This is a genomic window from Streptomyces narbonensis (assembly GCF_014649015.1).
In the GTDB taxonomy this organism is placed as follows: Bacteria; Actinomycetota; Actinomycetes; order Streptomycetales; family Streptomycetaceae; genus Streptomyces; species Streptomyces narbonensis.
In genome coordinates this window covers 207,689-222,241 of sequence record NZ_BMSF01000004.1, presented here as the reverse complement: position 1 = coordinate 222,241, position 14,553 = coordinate 207,689, and the positions used below count along the sequence as shown (strand labels likewise).

Sequence of the window (14,553 nt, the reverse complement as noted above, 5' to 3'; positions counted from 1 at the left end):
GCCGTCACCTTGTCACACGGCTGGGCGGCCGTCCGTCATACCGATCCGGCCGGTCCGACCGATCAGGCGTCCATCGTGCGTCATCCGAACTCCCCGGTGGTATCCCGCCCTTGTGCCCCCTACGGGGCTTCGCCGTCGAGCAGGCCGAGCCGGGAGGCCTTCACGCCCGCCTCGAAACGGCTCGCCGCCCCCAGCTCCTGCATCACCTCGGACAGCAGCCGGCTCACCGTCCGCAGCGAGACCCCGAGGTTCTTCGCGATCTGCTCGTCCTTGATGCCGGAGGCGAGCATGAGGAGCGCCGCCCGCTGCTGCTCGGAGAGCCCGTCGCCGCCCTTCTCCGTCTCCTCCTCCTCGCCGTACGGGGCCGCGGCCGTCCAGCAGTACTCGTACAGCGCGAGGTAGGAGCGGACGAGTCCCGGGCCGCGCGCGAGGATCGCGGCGGACGACAGGTCGTGCGGATCGGTCGGCAGGAGCGCGAAGTTCTCGTCGGCGAGGACCATGTTCATCGGCACGACGGAGGCGAACCGCACCTCCACGCCCATCGCGGCCCGCTCCTCCAGGTGCTGCGCCATCTCCGGCACCGAGGCGGCCCGCCGGCTGTACATCGCCCGGATGCGGACTCCGCGCTCGGCCCAGAGGCGGTCCTGGGCCAGCTCGCCCGGCAGCTCCTCGCGGCGCACGGAGCCGGTGTGCATGAAGTGCGCGGCGGTCCGGACGGAGTCCGTCAGGTCCGCGAGGCTCCGCCGTACGCGCTCGGGATCGGCGACGATCTCGACCTCGATCTCCCCGCGCGGGGTGGCCCCGGCCCGCAGGAACGGTCCGGCGAGGGCTTCGAGCGCGGTGTGCGCGCGGCTGGTGGCGGCGAGGCGCTCCTGGAGCCGGTCGCGCTCGCGGCGCAGCAGCCGCAGCAGGGCGACGTCGGGGTCGACGACGACGCTCGCGGAGGGAGTGGGCGCGGCGGGGTCGGAAGGCGCGGCCATACGTGAGGGTGCGGCGGGGGCGGACGGCGCGGCGGGGCCGTGTGACGCGGCGGGGTCGGACGGCTCGGCGCGGCCGGAAGGTGCCTGCGCGACCGGTTCCGAAGGTGCGGTCAGTCCTAAGGAGACGAGCTCGTCACGGGCTCGCTCCCGCTCCTCGGTGGTGAGCTCCAGCCGGTCCGCGACCTCGTCGAAGGCCGTCCCCGGGCGGGCGCGAAGCTGCTGGTAGACGGCGAGAGCCTGTTCGCTGCCCGTACGGGCCACGGCGGCGTTTCTGGACACGGCGCAGCAGACTCCCCTCGGACCCTCGTGGATCCTCATGAATCGCCCCGCTAGACCCTGCCACACATTCGAACGACACGCACGGGGTTCGCCGCAGCTCAGGCGGCGGGTGCGCTCGCCCGGCAGTCGGGGCACAGGCCCTTGAAGACGATCTCGGCGTCCTCGACCCGCCACTCCGTCAGCGCGCCCCGGGGCGGCTTCGGCGCGGTCGTCTCGACGTTCTCGACGCGGCCGCAGGCGACGCACAGCGCGTGCTGGTGCGCGGGGCCGGAGATCTCGAAGACGGCGGGCAGGCCGGGCCGGTCGAACTTGCTGACCAGGCCGGTCTCCTGGAAGTGCCGCAGCATCTCGTACACGGCCTGGCTGGTCAGCGTGCCGAGCCGTTCGCGCGCGGTCGTGGTGATCGCCTCGACGTCGAGATGGCCGCCGGCGGCGAGGACCGTGAGCACCTCCAGGCGCGGGCCCGTGACCCGCAGCCCGACGTCGCGCAGGCGCTGGATCACCGCCTCGCGGCCCGTCAGCTCTTCCACGACTGCCATCTTCTCCGCCCGCCACCTGGTCGGCTCAAACGTTTGTGAGCATCGTACCTCTTGCTCGTCAACCTCGTCAGGCGTCCGGTTCAGTCGTCCGTCCTGCACACCAGCAGGACGGACTCGGTCCGGTCGTCGATCCGGTGGCGCCGGCGGCCCTCGATGTGCAGGCCGGCCGAGTGCAGCTCGGCCGCGAGCCGCTCCGGATCCACGATCCACTTGTCGGTGGTCAGCACGACCCGCTCGGTGGAGAGCTTGCCGGTGCGGGCCGTGTAGTAGGTGATCCGCTCGCTCATCGACGGCAGGTCGAAGACCTGCCGTGCCACCACCCACTCGTCGATCCCGTCGAAGCGCGGCACCTGGAAGGCCCAGGTCCTGCGCGGTTCCGCGATGAGCCCGGGGAGCTGGTGCGCGGTGTAGTCGAGGGCGAGCGCCCCGCCCGTCTCCAGGTGGGAGGCGACCTCGCGCAGCAGCTCCGGCCGCCGCGCGGGCGGGACGGCCGTGACCATGGCGCCCGCGAGGAGCGCCAGCCGGTAACTCCCTTCGAGCCGCAGCTCGGTGAGGTCGGCGCGGTGGGTGACGACGAGCCCGGCAACCTGCGGGCCGATCCGGCGGGCCCAGCCTTCGAGGCGCTCCAGGGCCGAGGCGTCCCGGTCCACGGCTTCCACGGCGAAGCCGTGCCGGGCGAAGGGGACGGCGAGCCGCCCCGCTCCGGAGCCGAGGTCCAGGACGGGTCCGCCGGTGGAGCGGGCGAGGCCGAGATACCGGACGATGTCCGCGCTGTGCGGGCCGAGCAGGGCGTCGTGGAGCCAGACCGAGCCCTCGTCGACGGGGGAGACCGATTCGAGGCCGGGCAGGGTGTCGGACTTGATGCGACCCCTCTGGTTCCCGGGGGTGGGCTCCCGGTCGTATCGGGACGGCAGGACCGGAGCGAACGCTGCGGGCACGACGGGCAGGGAAAGGCCGCTCGGTGTGTGCATCCGCTCCTCCAGGGGCTCGCTCGGTCCATGCCGTCCGGACGAGGTACCCGTGCCGCCGGGACCGCGCCGCTGAACCCATCCTGACCTGGCGGGGGAGCGCCGATCCACCGGATCGGGCTGCGTGAACACGCGATGGCGTGGATCTGCCACGACCGTCTGTTCGAGGGGCGTGAGCGGTTCCGGGGGTGGTTCTGGAAGATGGTGCCGGGGGTATGCGGAGTCGGAGCCGGGCGGTGGCTCAGACCGTGCGGCTCCAGCGGGTGGGGCCGAGGGAGCCGAAGCCCATCCGGGTGTAGAAGGGGAGCGCCGGGTCTGACTCCGCCGGGAGTTCGACCCGCTGGTCGTGGGCGCCGTAGCTGCGCATCCGGTCCGTGGCGGCGGCCAGCAGGGCCGTACCCACTCCGCGGCGGCGGGATCCGGCCGCGACGGCGAGGGCGTACACCTCGCCCTCGCCCGGTACGGGGACACCGCCCGCGGCGACGCCGACGACCGCGCCCTCGGGGTCGGTCGCCACGAGCCAGCCGAGCCAGCCGGGCGCGCCACCCGGAATTTCAATTTCCGCACGGATGCGGGGGAGTGAGCATTGCGCCGAGATCAGCCGCCGCATCGGGATTTCGTCCAGTATTCCCTCGTAGCTGCTCCGAATGGCGTCCGCCAGCAGCCTGGATATCGTCGTCGCATCGCCGGCCGCGGCCGTTCGAACGCCAGCCAGCTGCATAGGTTTTGTACCCTTCGACGTGCCGCGCCAGAGCCCCAACATACCCACAATAGCGGTGAATTAAGTTGCCCGTGACCGATGCGAAATCTACGAATTCGCTTAGTAAATAACGGCGTTCGGGGGGTCGGACGGTGAAGCGGGCCGAGATGGTGAAGCGAGTCAATTAGCTGGGGAAGGAACAGCAGGCGATGACCAGCGGAGCCATCGCGAGCGCCCCCGAGGCGACGGTGAACAGCCCACGCAGGACGGGGTGTCCCGCGCTGTAGGGCGTGAGGATGCGCCGCATCCGCAGCGCCGCCGAGGGGCCGCCCGCGGCGAACGCGGACCGCGGCGCCCGGCCCGAGGCCAGCGCGTACAGCGCCGTCGCGAGCGCGTCGCGGGTGCACCGCCGTAACGCCCGGTCGTCGGCGGCCATTTCGAGGAGGAGGGGTACGGACGTCCCGCCGTAGCGTGCGAGCGGGAGGCGCGGGAAGACGGCCGCGAAGGCCTCCGTCGCGGCGACGAGAAGGTGGTGCCGGCCCGTGATGTGCGCCCGCTCGTGCGCGAGGGCCGCCGCGAGCTGCGCGGGCGTCAGGGTGTCGACCGCCCCGGAGGAGACGACGACGCGGCGGGAGCGGCCCGGGAGGCAGTAGACGGCGGGCCGGTCGTCGTCGAGGACGGTGGCCCGCAGGCCGGGGTCGTACCGTCCGACGAGTCGCAGCACCCCCGCGTGCCGCACCCGCACCCGCCGGGCCCGCGCCAGCCTCCGTAAGAAGGCCGTGACGGGGAGCGAGACGACGCCGAGGGCGATGGCGAAGGCCAGCCGCTCGCGGCCTTCGAGGGCGAACAGCTGCTCCGGGGAGGGGAACCGGAGCGTGAGCACCATGTCGGTGAGGCGGTGGCTGCTCTCGCCGGGGAGCACCAGCTGGGCGGGGAGCAGGGCGGCCGCGGCGGTGAAGGCGGCGCCGCACGCCGCCCAGACGGTGAGCGCCAGGCGTGGCACCTGCTGGGCCCAGCGGGCCCGGACGACGAGCCACGGCACGAGGAAGCCGGCGACCAGGACGAGCCCGAAGGGGACGAGGGCGTGGTGGTTCACGTGCAACCGCCCCCGGGGTCCGCGCCGTCCTCTCCCGGCTGGCCGCCGCGGGTCGCTCGGAGGGCCGCGTCCAGGGCGGCCATGTCCTCGTCCGAGATGACCTCGACGAACCGCAGGAGGGCGGCCGGCCGGTCCTGGCTGTCGCCGAGGGCGTCCCGCATCAGTCCCGCGGTGTACTCCTCGCGGCTGCGGACGGGCTCGTACAGCCAGGCCCTGCCCGCCTTCTCGCGGCGCAGCCAGTCCTTGCGGTGCAGGATGTCCGCCACCGTCATGACGGTCGTGTAGGCGACCCGGCGTCCCCGATTGATGTCGTCGACGATCTCGCGGACCGTGGCGGGCCGCTGCCAGGCCCACAACCGGTCCATGATCTCGGCCTCCAGCTCTCCCAGCCGGCGCACGTGGATCCCCTTCCCCCTGGGCGGCTCATCGTACGGGCCGTCTCCCTCGTCCAGGTATACCCCCCAGGGGTACGATGGCGGGATGTCGACCCTCATGAGGAACCGCCCCTGCGTGACGCTCTGCGGCCCTGGTCTGCCCGGTTCGGCGGAGCTGGTGCTCCTCCGGCAGGTGCTCGGGCTCTGTCTCCGCCTGAGCGTCAGGCTGTCCGCCGAGTGCCCTTCGCGCAAGGGCGGTTGATGCCGCGCACCGCAGGTCTCGTACCGCTCACCGCTGACACCGCTTCGGTATGACGAAGTGCCCCGGACGATGTCCGGGGCACTTCGTCAGGTCCGGATGAGCCGGGCGATCGCCTTCGACGCCTCGCCCACCTTCACCTTGGCCTGGTCCCCTCCCTGGGCGATGGCCTCCGTGACGCAGCAGCTGAGGTGCTCGTCCAGGAGGGCCACCGCGCAGGACTGGAGGGCCGCGTTGATGGCGGAGACCTGGGTGAGGACGTCGATGCAGTAGGTGTCCTCGTCGACCATCCGCTGCACCCCCCTGACCTGGCCCTCGATGCGCCGCAGGCGTCTGATGATGTCTTCCTTGTGCTGTCCGTACCCGGCCATGACGGCCTCCTCATGAGTCGGGCGGTTACTTGTCCGCAGCTTGGAAGCCGCGGAGGCGCAGGCTGTTGCCGACGACGAAGACCGAGGAGAAGGCCATCGCGGCCCCCGCGATCATCGGGTTGAGCAGTCCGGCCGCGGCGAGCGGCAGGGCGGCCACGTTGTAGGCGAAGGCCCAGAAGAGGTTCGAGCGGATCGTGCCGAGCGTCTTGCGGGAGAGCCGGATCGCGTCGGCCGCGGCCCGCAGGTCTCCCCGTACGAGGGTCAGGTCGCCGGCCTCGATGGCGGCGTCCGTGCCGGTGCCCATCGCGAGGCCCAGGTCGGCCTGGGCGAGCGCGGCGGCGTCGTTCACGCCGTCGCCGACCATCGCGACCGAACGGCCCTCCGCCTGGAGCTTCTTGACGACGTCCACCTTGTCCTGCGGCATGACCTCCGCGATGACCTCGTCGATGCCGACCTCGGCGGCGACGGCCTCGGCGACCGCCTTGTTGTCACCGGTGAGCAGGATCGGGGTGAGACCGAGGGCGCGCAGCCGCTGGATGGCCTCGGGGCTGGTCTCCTTGACGGCGTCGGCGACCTCCAGGACCGCGCGGGCCTCCCCGTCCCAGGCGACCGCGATGGCGGTCTTGCCGGCCTTCTCCGCCGTGTCCTTCGCGGCCTTGAGCTCCGCGGGGAGGGCCATCGCCCACTCTTCGAGCAGCTTCTCGCGGCCGACGAGGACGGCGTGGCCGTCGACGACGCCCTGTACGCCGAGACCGGGGATGTTGGCGAAGTCCTCGGGGGTGGGGAGCGTGCCGACCTTCGCGGCGGCGCCGGTGGCGACGGCCTGGGCGATCGGATGCTCGGAGGAGTGCTCCAGGGCGCCCGCGAGCCGCAGGACGTCCTTCTCCTCGGTGCCGTCGGCGGTGTGGACCGTGATGAGGGTCATGCGGCCGGTGGTGACGGTGCCGGTCTTGTCCAGGACGATCGTGTCGACCTTGCGGGTCGTCTCCAGGACCTCGGGGCCCTTGATGAGGATGCCGAGCTGGGCGCCGCGGCCGGTGCCGACCATGAGGGCGGTCGGGGTCGCGAGGCCGAGGGCGCAGGGGCAGGCGATGATCAGGACGGCGACGGCCGCGGTGAAGGCGGCGGTGAGTCCCTGGCCGGTGCCGAGCCAGAAGCCGAGGGTGCCGAGCGCGAGCGCGATGACTACGGGTACGAAGACGGCCGAGATCCTGTCGGCGAGGCGCTGGGCGGCCGCCTTGCCGTTCTGCGCGTCCTCGACGAGCTTCGCCATGCGGGCGAGCTGGGTGTCGGAGCCGACGCGGGTGGCCTCGACGACCAGACGGCCGCCGGCGTTCAGGGTGGCGCCGGTGACGGAGTCGCCGACGGAGACCTCGACCGGGACGGACTCGCCGGTCAGCATGGAGGCGTCCACGGCGGACGAACCCTCGACGACGGTGCCGTCGGTGGCGATCTTCTCGCCCGGGCGGACCAGGAAGCGGTCCCCGACCTGGAGTTCGGCGGTCGGTACGGTGACCTCCCGGCCGCCCCGCAGGACGGTGACCTCCTTGGCGCCCAGCTGCATCAGCGCCTTGAGTGCGGCGCCCGCCTTGCGCTTCGAGCGGGCCTCGAAGTAGCGGCCGGCCAGGATGAAGGCGGTGACGCCGGCGGCGGCCTCCAGATAAATGTTCCCGGCGCCGTCGGTGCGGGCGATGGTGAACTCGAAGGGGTGCGTCATCCCCGGCGTGCCGGCGGTCCCGAAGAAGAGCGCCCACAGCGACCAGAGGAACGCGGCGATCGTGCCGACCGAGATCAGGGTGTCCATGGTGGCCGCGCCGTGCCGGGCGTTGGTCCAGGCGGCCTTGTGGAAGGGCCAGGCGGCGTAGACGACGACCGGCGCGGCGAGCGTGAGGCTCAGCCACTGCCAGTACTCGATCTGGAGCGCCGGGATCATCGCCATCGCGATGACGGGCACGGCGAGGGAGGCGGCGGTGACGAGCCGCTGCCTGAGGGGCCGCAGCTCCTCGTCGGCCTTCTCCTCGTCGGAGGGGCCGTCGGGGGCGCCGGGGGCCGCGCTCTTCGGCGGCTCGGGCTCGGCGGCGGTGTAGCCGGTGGCCTCGACGGTCGCGATCAGGGCGGCGACGTCGATGTCGGCGTCGAAGGTGACCTTGGCCTTCTCGGTGGCGTAGTTGACGGTGGCCTCGACCCCGTCCATGCGGTTGAGCTTCTTCTCGATGCGGGCCGCGCACGAGGCGCAGGTCATGCCGCCGATGGCGAGCTCGACCTGAGCGGTGCCGGGTGTCGTCGTGGTCATGAGGTCTGCTCCTCGTGAGTACGGGGTCGGGGGCCGGGACCCGGGCGTGGTGGGCGGGTCCCGGCGGCCGGGGTGGGGCGGCGGCTCCGGGCCTCTCCGGCGGATCGGGCCGGACAGGCTCAGACGCGGCCGGTGAGCTCGTAGCCCGCGTCGTCGACGGCGGCGGCGATGGCGGCGTCGTCCGGCTCGCCACCGGTGGTGACGGTCACCAGGCCGGCGGTGACGTCGACGTCCACGGAGATGACGCCGTCCAGTGCGCTGACGGACGTGGTGATCGCGGTCCTGCAGTGGCCGCAGGTCATGCCGGAGACGGCGTAGACGGTCGCGGTGCTCTCGGCGATGGCGACCGTGGTGGTCTCCGCGGTGGTCGAGCAGCTGTTGTCGGGGGTGCAGCAGGAGCCCATGGCTTCTCCTCGGTCGGTTCCTCCGGGACCGGATACCCTCGGGGGGTATCCGGTTGTGGATCCATGTATACCCCCCTCCCGTATCAGGCGCAAGCGGATCCCGGACTTGACTTGATACCCCCCAGGGGTATGGTGAAGTGCGTCGAACGATGACCGCGCCCACCCCGCGCACCCACCCCACGTATCGGGAGAGCAGCCATGAACACCGGTGTGAAGATCACTGCCTATGCCGCCGCGCTCGCCGCGACCTTCGGGGCCGCGTACGGGGTCGGCCAGGGGGTCGGCCCCGTCGGGGAGCCGAAGAAGGCGGAGCACGGCGAGCACGCGGCGGCGCCGGCCCCCTCCAAGAGCGCCGCGGCGGACGGTCACGCCGGCCACGGCGAGGCGGCGGGCACGGAGCCCCCGGCAGCCGCCGCGAACCTCCCCGGCGGCCTCCAGGTCTCCGACGGCGGCTACACGCTCGCCCTGGAGACCCCGACCCCCGCCGCCGGCAAGAGCGTCCTGAAGTTCTCGATCAAGGACGCGGCCGGCCGGAAGGTCACCGCCTTCACCACCGAGCACGGCAAGGAACTGCACTTCATCGTCGCCTCGCGCGACCTCAACACCTTCCGCCACCTGCACCCGGTCAAGGCCGCGGACGGCACCTGGACGACCCCCGTCGACCTGCCCGCGGCCGGCGGCTACAAGGCCTTCGCCGACTTCAAGCCCGCCGCGAAGGGCGCCAAGGGCATCACGCTCGGCGCCGACCTCTCCGTACCGGGCGCGTACGCCCCCAAGGCCATGCCGGCCGTCGCCCCGACCGCGAGCGTCGACGGCTACCAGGTCCGCCTCGGCGGCACCCTCGACCCGGGCAGGGCCGGCGAGCTCAGGCTCACCGTCACCAAGGCCGGCAGGCCCGTCACCGACCTGGAGCCCTACCTCGGCGCGTACGGCCACCTCGTCGCCCTGCGCGACGGCGACCTCGCCTACCTCCACGTGCACCCGAACGAGGGTGGCCCCGGCCCGGACGTCTCCTTCACCGCGACGGCGCCCAGCGCGGGGACGTACCGTCTCTTCCTCGACTTCCAGCACGAGGGCAAGGTCCGGACGGCGGCCTTCACGGTCACCGCGGGAGCCGGGAAGGCGGCGACCGTCCCGGCCCCCGCGACCACCGTCCCGGCATCGGGTGGGGCCACGGACGATGCGGGAGAGCACACGCACGGCTAGTCTGGTCATTGGACTAGACCTGTAGCCGTCATTCATGGAGGAATGGGCCGCGATGAGCAACCGTGCAGTCCTTGAGGTGATCGCCCTCGACGAGGAGGACGCGGTCGCTGCCCAGACCGGTGGAGCCGACCGGCTCGAACTCGTCACCGACATGGCGGCGGACGGGCTCACCCCGTCCCGGACCGGCTTCGCCGCCATCCGCGCCGCCGTCGACATCCCGCTGCGCGTGATGCTCCGCCTCGCCGACGGATTCTCGGCCGGTGGCCCCGAGGGCATCGACGCCCTCGTGGCCCGGGCCGCGGAGCTCCGCGAGGCCGGCGCGGAGGAGTTCGTCCTCGGCTTCCTCACCTCGGACGGCGAACCGGACCTCGTCGCCGTCGAGCGGCTCATCGCCGTCCTCGACGGCTGCCGCTGGACCTTCCACCGGGCGATCGACCGCACCGCCGACCGCGACGGCCTCCGCAAGCGCCTCGCCGACCTCCCCGGCCTCGACACCTACCTCACGGCGGGCTCGGCCACCGGAGTCGACGACGGCATCGCCACCCTCAAGGCCGAGGCCGCCCGCACGGGCGAGCCGGGCTACGAGGCGCAGATCCTCGTCGGCGGCGGCCTGCGCCTCGACCACCTCCCCGAGCTGCGCGCGGCCGGCCTCGACGCCTTCCACATCGGCGGCGCGGCCCGCCCCCAGGGCTGGGCCGCCCCCGTCTCGGCGGACGCGGTACGGGCCTGGCGCGAGGCCGTGGACGCGTAACGCTCACGGCTGACCGCGCTCACGGCTGACAGGCCTGACCGTGCTGACCGCTGACAGGGCTGACCGATGACAGAGTGACCGCGCCGACCGCGGTCACCGCCGACAGGGCTGACCGCGGTCTCCGCCGATCGCACTGATCGGGCCGGGACGACGTGACGGCCCGCGCGGCGCGGGCCGTCGAGGAGCCGGCGGAGTACTGCCAGCGCCGCCCGAAGAAGGCCCGCGCGCGATAAAACTCCTGGTGGCACGCCAAGGTCTCCGACTAGCGTGGCGGACCATGACCGCCCCCGAACTCCCCACGGCCACCGTCGTGGCGCGCCTCATCGCCGCACAGTTCCCCGAGTGGGCGGGACTCCCCGTGCGGGAGGTGGAATCGGCCGGCACGGACAACCTGATGTTCCGGCTGGGCGAGGACTTCGCCGTACGGCTGCCGAAGGCCGACTGGGCCGCCGGGCAGGCCGCGAAGGAGCAGCGCTGGCTCCCCCGCCTCGCACCGCACCTGCCCCTCCCCGTCCCCGTGCCACTCGGCCACGGCGTCCCCGGGGAGGGCTTCGACAGCCCCTGGTCCGTGTACGGATGGCTCGACGGCGCCGACGCCTTCACCGCCCCGATCGCCGACCTCGACCATGCCGCAGTGCAGTTGGGCCGCTTCGGCGCCGCCCTGCGCGCCGTCGACGCGACCGGCGGCCCGGCCTCCTTCCGGGGCGGCCCGGTCACGGAGTGGGAGGAGGGCGCGATGCAGGGCGCGATCCGCGACCTCGGCGCCGACGGCACGGTCGACCCCGAACGCGCCGCCAAGGCCTGGGAATCGGTCCTCGCGCTCCCCCAGTGGGAGGGCGCCCCGGTCTGGATCCACGGCGACCTGCTCCCCGGAAACGTCCTCACCCGCGACGGCCGGCTCAGCGCCGTCATCGACTTCGGCGGCCTCGGCGTGGGCGACCCGGCCTGCGACATGATGCCCGGCTGGTCCCTCCTCACCGCCGAGACCCGCCCCCTCTTCCGCGAGGCGGCCCGTGTCGACGACGTCACCTGGGCCCGCGGCCGCGGCTGGGCCCTGTGCTGGGGCCTGGTGACCGAGCACTACTACCGCACCAAGAACCCGGTCCTGGCGTCCGTGGCCCACCGCACCTGGTCCGAGGCGCTGCCCGAATTCACGGGCTGACCCCGGACCCTTCGCGGCGCCCCGGAAGACTGTCGTCCACGGGCCCCCACTGCCACAATCCGGCGTATGACGGGGGTCGAGAACGTCCCGAAGGAGCACAAGGACCGGGTTCTGGCCAGGCGTTGGATGGAACCGCGCGGGGATGCGGTCCTGCGGGACCTTCCCATCGCACTACTCCAGGCCCTCAGGTTCTGGGGCGGCATCGCGATCGCGCTGGCGGTCAAATGGCCCCTCGTCGCGAACGAGAGCGGCCTCCTCGTGCTCTGGTTACGGGACGGCGGCTTCCGGCTGCTCCTCGTCCCGTTCCTGCTCCTCGTGACGGCGCCGCTGGTGACCGTCGCGTACTTCCTGGTCGTCCGGCCGCCGACGCAGGGCCGCCTCGGTGAGCGGCTGCGCGGCCCCCTCACGGCGACCGGCGCCTTCCTCGGCCATCTCGTGCTCGTGGCCGGGGGAGGGGCGCTCACCGCCTGGCTGGGGACCGCCTACCTCGACGAGCAGCCCGTCCTGGTGGTCGCCGGGATCCTGGTCTGCCTCTACGGGGTGGCGCGGGGCGTCGCGTTCCTCTGGTTCGCCGTCCCGGCGGTATCCCGCCACATGTTCCGTACGGTCGAGATCCACCAGGCGCTCCCGGCGCTGATCACGGTGGCGCTCGCCTGGGAACTCGCCCTCCAGGACGTCCTCTTCCCCCTGACCCGCTGGGCGGGCGACCCCGTCCTGCTGCCACTCGGCGGCGCCGTCGCGACCACTCTGGTCGCCGGGACCGAACTCTGGCGCCTGTACACCCGGCACGGCATGCGATTCCGCCTGCTCACCGCCAGACCTGCCAACCGCTGAGCGCCCACGACGAGTTCGACGTCGGGCCCGTCGCCGGCCTCCCGGCGGGCAGCGTGGTCGCCCACCGGCGGGCCCGACGTGGTGCCGGGCCCCGGCTGCTCTCACAGATCGCCCAACTGCTCCGGAACCGGGGCCGAGTGAATGATCGTCAGGCCGGACACGGCACGGGTCAGCGCCACGTACAGGCGCCGCAGGCCCGTGCGTTCGTCGGGTTCGCCGTCGACGACCGCCGCCGGTTCGTCCAGGACCACGTAGTCGTACTCCAGGCCCTTCGCGAGCGAGGCGGGGACGAGGGTCAGCCGGGACTCGGCGGTCGTCTCCTCGCCGGGGGAGAGGTACGCCATCCCGGCCGCCGTCAGGGCCTGTGCCAGTGGGGCGATGCGGGCGTCGGCGGCGATCAGGCCGACGGAGCCCTCGTGGACGAGGGACTCGACGCAGGCCGCGACGACATCGGCGTCGAGGTCGCCGGCCGCGCGGACGACCAGCGAGCCCGGGTTCTCACGGACCGACTCCACCGCCGCCAGCCCCGGCGACATGTGCGGAAGCAGCCGCGAGGCGTACGCGATGACCTCGCGCGGCACGCGGAAGCCGGCGGTCAGCTCCTCCACGAGCGCCTCCGGCTTGCCCAGGTGCCCGAGCGCCTGCGACCAGCTCTCCGTGGCCCACGGCGTCGTCCCCTGTGCCAGGTCGCCCAGGACCGTCGCCGAACCCGTCGTGCACCGGCGCCCCACCGCCCGGTACTGCATCGGGGACAGGTCCTGCGCCTCGTCGAGGACCACGTGCCCGAGCGAGTGCGTCCGCTCGACCAGGTCCCTCGTCTCGTCGATCAGCACCGCGTCCGCCGCCGACCACTTCGCCGACTTCACTCCCCTGGCCTTCGGCATGGGGGACCCCAGCGCCGGCTTCGTCCACAGCAGCAGCTTCTGCTCGTCCTCCGTGAGCAGCCCCTCCGCGTGCTCCGCCAGGAAGTCGGCGTCGCCGAGGAGCCGCAGCACCAGCTTCGCGGGCTCGACCGGCGGCCAGCACTCCTTCACGACGGCCTTCACGGCGGGGTTCCGTGCGACCGCGTTCTGCACCCGGTCGTCGGGCGCCTCGCCGGCCTCCTCCATCCGCACCAGGACCGCGTGCGCGATCCGCTGCGGCAGCGCCTCGCGGGCCGCCCCGTACCGGATGTCCCGGTCCAGCAACTCCTTGACCATCTGCTCCAGTTCGTGCGCGGGCACCCGCCACCGGCGCGAGCCGCGCACCACCATCAGCGGCTCCTCCGGCAGGGAGACGTGCGAGCGGAGCGCGCGCCGCAGCACCTCCGCCATCCGGGCGTCGCCCTTGACGACCGCCGTCGCCGCGTCGTCCGTCCCCCGCACCTCGACGTGCGCCACGAGGTCGTCGACGGTCGCCTGCTGGACGTCCAGCTCGCCGAGGGCGGGCAGGACCTGCTCGATGTAGTGGAGGAAGGAACGGTTCGGCCCGATGACCAGGGTGCCGGTGCGGGCCAGCCGCTCCCGGTGCGCGTACAGCAGATAGGCGACACGGTGCAGACCCACGGCCGTCTTTCCGGTGCCGGGGCCTCCCTGCACGCACACCGTCCCCGACAGGTCGGAGCGGACGATGCCGTCCTGCTCCGGCTGGATCGTCGCCACGATGTCCCGCATGGGGCCGACGCGGGGCCGTTCGATCTCCGCCTGGAGCAGCCGGCTCGTCGTCGACCCCTCGGCGGAGCCGGAAAATGTCTCAGCGGCCGGATCGGAGAGGTGCTCGTCCTCGTACGCGGTGAGCTCCCCGCCCGTGTAGCCGAAGCGCCGCCGCAGCCCCACGTCCTGCGGGTCCTTCTTCGACGCCTGGTAGTACGGCTGCGACACCGGGGCACGCCAGTCGATCACCATCGGGTCGCCGTCGGCGTCATGGACGTGCCGCCGCCCGATGTAGAAGCGCTGCCCCTCCTGCGTGGTGTGCAGGTAGTCGAGCCGCCCGAAGAACAGCGGGGTGTCGGCGAGGTCCGCGAGCGCCTTGATCCGGTCCTCGATCTGCCGCCCCAGGACGAGGGAGTTGACCCAGTTCGCCGTGACGTCCTTGATGTCGAGCGCCTCGACGTCCTCACGCATCGCGCGGAGCGCGGAGCGGGACTCGGTCAGATGGGCGCGCTCACGCGCGAGCGGATCGGAAACGGACACGGTGAAGCCTCCGAGCAGGTGGATACGCGGACACGACGAGGTGGCCGCCGGTTTCCAACCGGACGGCGGCTCTCCACGGGGGAGGCGGGGAAGCTGGCGAGTGTAACTCCGGCCGGACGCGCGGGGCGAATCGTTTTCACCCGCTCCGCCCAGCCGCCGACCCGTA

The 14,553-nt window shown here is 72.8% G+C and carries 15 protein-coding genes; 5 read left to right on the top strand and 10 right to left on the bottom strand.

Features of this window, described 5'->3' with window-relative positions; genetic code table 11:
* Positions 1-119: 119 nt before the first annotated feature.
* The 6 genes from IE124_RS09480 to IE124_RS09455 form a co-directional block, all read right to left on the bottom strand.
* Positions 120-1,259, bottom strand: a complete 1,140-nt coding sequence (locus IE124_RS09480; RefSeq protein WP_229832313.1) for a helix-turn-helix domain-containing protein — start codon at positions 1,257-1,259, stop codon at positions 120-122.
* 98 nt (positions 1,260-1,357) lie between these two features.
* Positions 1,358-1,798: a Fur family transcriptional regulator gene (locus IE124_RS09475; protein WP_229832312.1), complete on the bottom strand. Its 441-nt coding sequence runs from the start codon at positions 1,796-1,798 to the stop codon at positions 1,358-1,360.
* Positions 1,799-1,878: 80 nt separating this feature from the next.
* On the bottom strand, positions 1,879-2,736 hold the full coding sequence (locus IE124_RS09470; protein WP_189506789.1) for an SAM-dependent methyltransferase: 858 nt from the start codon (positions 2,734-2,736) through the stop codon (positions 1,879-1,881).
* 271 nt (positions 2,737-3,007) lie between these two features.
* Positions 3,008-3,376 (bottom strand): GNAT family N-acetyltransferase, encoded by a 369-nt coding sequence (locus IE124_RS09465; protein ID WP_229832311.1) that lies wholly within the window; start codon positions 3,374-3,376, stop codon positions 3,008-3,010.
* Between the two features lie 274 nt (positions 3,377-3,650).
* On the bottom strand, positions 3,651-4,562 hold the full coding sequence (locus tag IE124_RS09460) for a M56 family metallopeptidase (protein WP_189506785.1): 912 nt from the start codon (positions 4,560-4,562) through the stop codon (positions 3,651-3,653).
* Positions 4,559-4,960, bottom strand: a complete 402-nt coding sequence (locus IE124_RS09455; RefSeq protein ID WP_189506783.1) for a BlaI/MecI/CopY family transcriptional regulator — start codon at positions 4,958-4,960, stop codon at positions 4,559-4,561. The genes IE124_RS09460 and IE124_RS09455 overlap by 4 nt, the downstream gene beginning before the upstream one ends.
* Positions 4,961-5,042: 82 nt before the next feature.
* Here IE124_RS09455 and IE124_RS09450 point away from each other — a divergent pair, with 82 nt between their 5' ends.
* A complete protein-coding gene (locus IE124_RS09450; protein ID WP_189506781.1) occupies positions 5,043-5,198 on the top strand; it encodes a hypothetical protein in 156 nt (51 codons plus the stop codon).
* Between the two features lie 86 nt (positions 5,199-5,284).
* Here the strand turns inward: IE124_RS09450 and IE124_RS09445 are convergent, their stop codons facing one another.
* The 3 genes from IE124_RS09445 to IE124_RS09435 form a co-directional block, all read right to left on the bottom strand.
* Positions 5,285-5,566, bottom strand: coding sequence for a metal-sensitive transcriptional regulator (locus tag IE124_RS09445; RefSeq protein WP_051494446.1), 282 nt, complete (start codon positions 5,564-5,566; stop codon positions 5,285-5,287).
* A gap of 25 nt (positions 5,567-5,591) precedes the next feature.
* A complete protein-coding gene (locus tag IE124_RS09440; RefSeq protein ID WP_189506779.1) occupies positions 5,592-7,859 on the bottom strand; it encodes a heavy metal translocating P-type ATPase in 2,268 nt (755 codons plus the stop codon).
* Between the two features lie 119 nt (positions 7,860-7,978).
* Entirely contained in the window at positions 7,979-8,263 is a 285-nt protein-coding gene (locus IE124_RS09435; RefSeq protein ID WP_189506777.1) for a cation transporter, read from the bottom strand.
* 198 nt (positions 8,264-8,461) lie between these two features.
* On the opposite strand from IE124_RS09435, the gene IE124_RS09430 reads away from it, so the two are divergent.
* The 4 genes from IE124_RS09430 to IE124_RS09415 all read left to right on the top strand — a co-directional run bounded on the left by IE124_RS09430 (position 8,462) and on the right by IE124_RS09415 (position 12,216).
* Positions 8,462-9,469, top strand: a complete 1,008-nt coding sequence (locus IE124_RS09430) for a DUF8832 domain-containing protein (RefSeq protein ID WP_189506775.1) — start codon at positions 8,462-8,464, stop codon at positions 9,467-9,469.
* Between the two features lie 52 nt (positions 9,470-9,521).
* Positions 9,522-10,220 carry a copper homeostasis protein CutC gene (locus IE124_RS09425; protein WP_189506773.1) on the top strand — a complete coding sequence of 233 codons (699 nt, stop codon included), beginning with the start codon at positions 9,522-9,524 and terminating at the stop codon, positions 10,218-10,220.
* 277 nt (positions 10,221-10,497) lie between these two features.
* Positions 10,498-11,382: an aminoglycoside phosphotransferase family protein gene (locus IE124_RS09420; protein ID WP_189506771.1), complete on the top strand. Its 885-nt coding sequence runs from the start codon at positions 10,498-10,500 to the stop codon at positions 11,380-11,382.
* A 66-nt stretch (positions 11,383-11,448) separates the two neighbouring features.
* The gene (locus tag IE124_RS09415) at positions 11,449-12,216 is read left to right on the top strand and encodes a hypothetical protein (RefSeq protein WP_189506769.1); all 768 of its coding nucleotides are present in this window, start codon (positions 11,449-11,451) and stop codon (positions 12,214-12,216) included.
* Positions 12,217-12,317: 101 nt separating this feature from the next.
* Here the strand turns inward: IE124_RS09415 and IE124_RS09410 are convergent, their stop codons facing one another.
* Positions 12,318-14,387, bottom strand: coding sequence for a HelD family protein (locus tag IE124_RS09410; protein WP_189506767.1), 2,070 nt, complete (start codon positions 14,385-14,387; stop codon positions 12,318-12,320).
* Between the last annotated feature and the right edge of the window lie 166 nt (positions 14,388-14,553).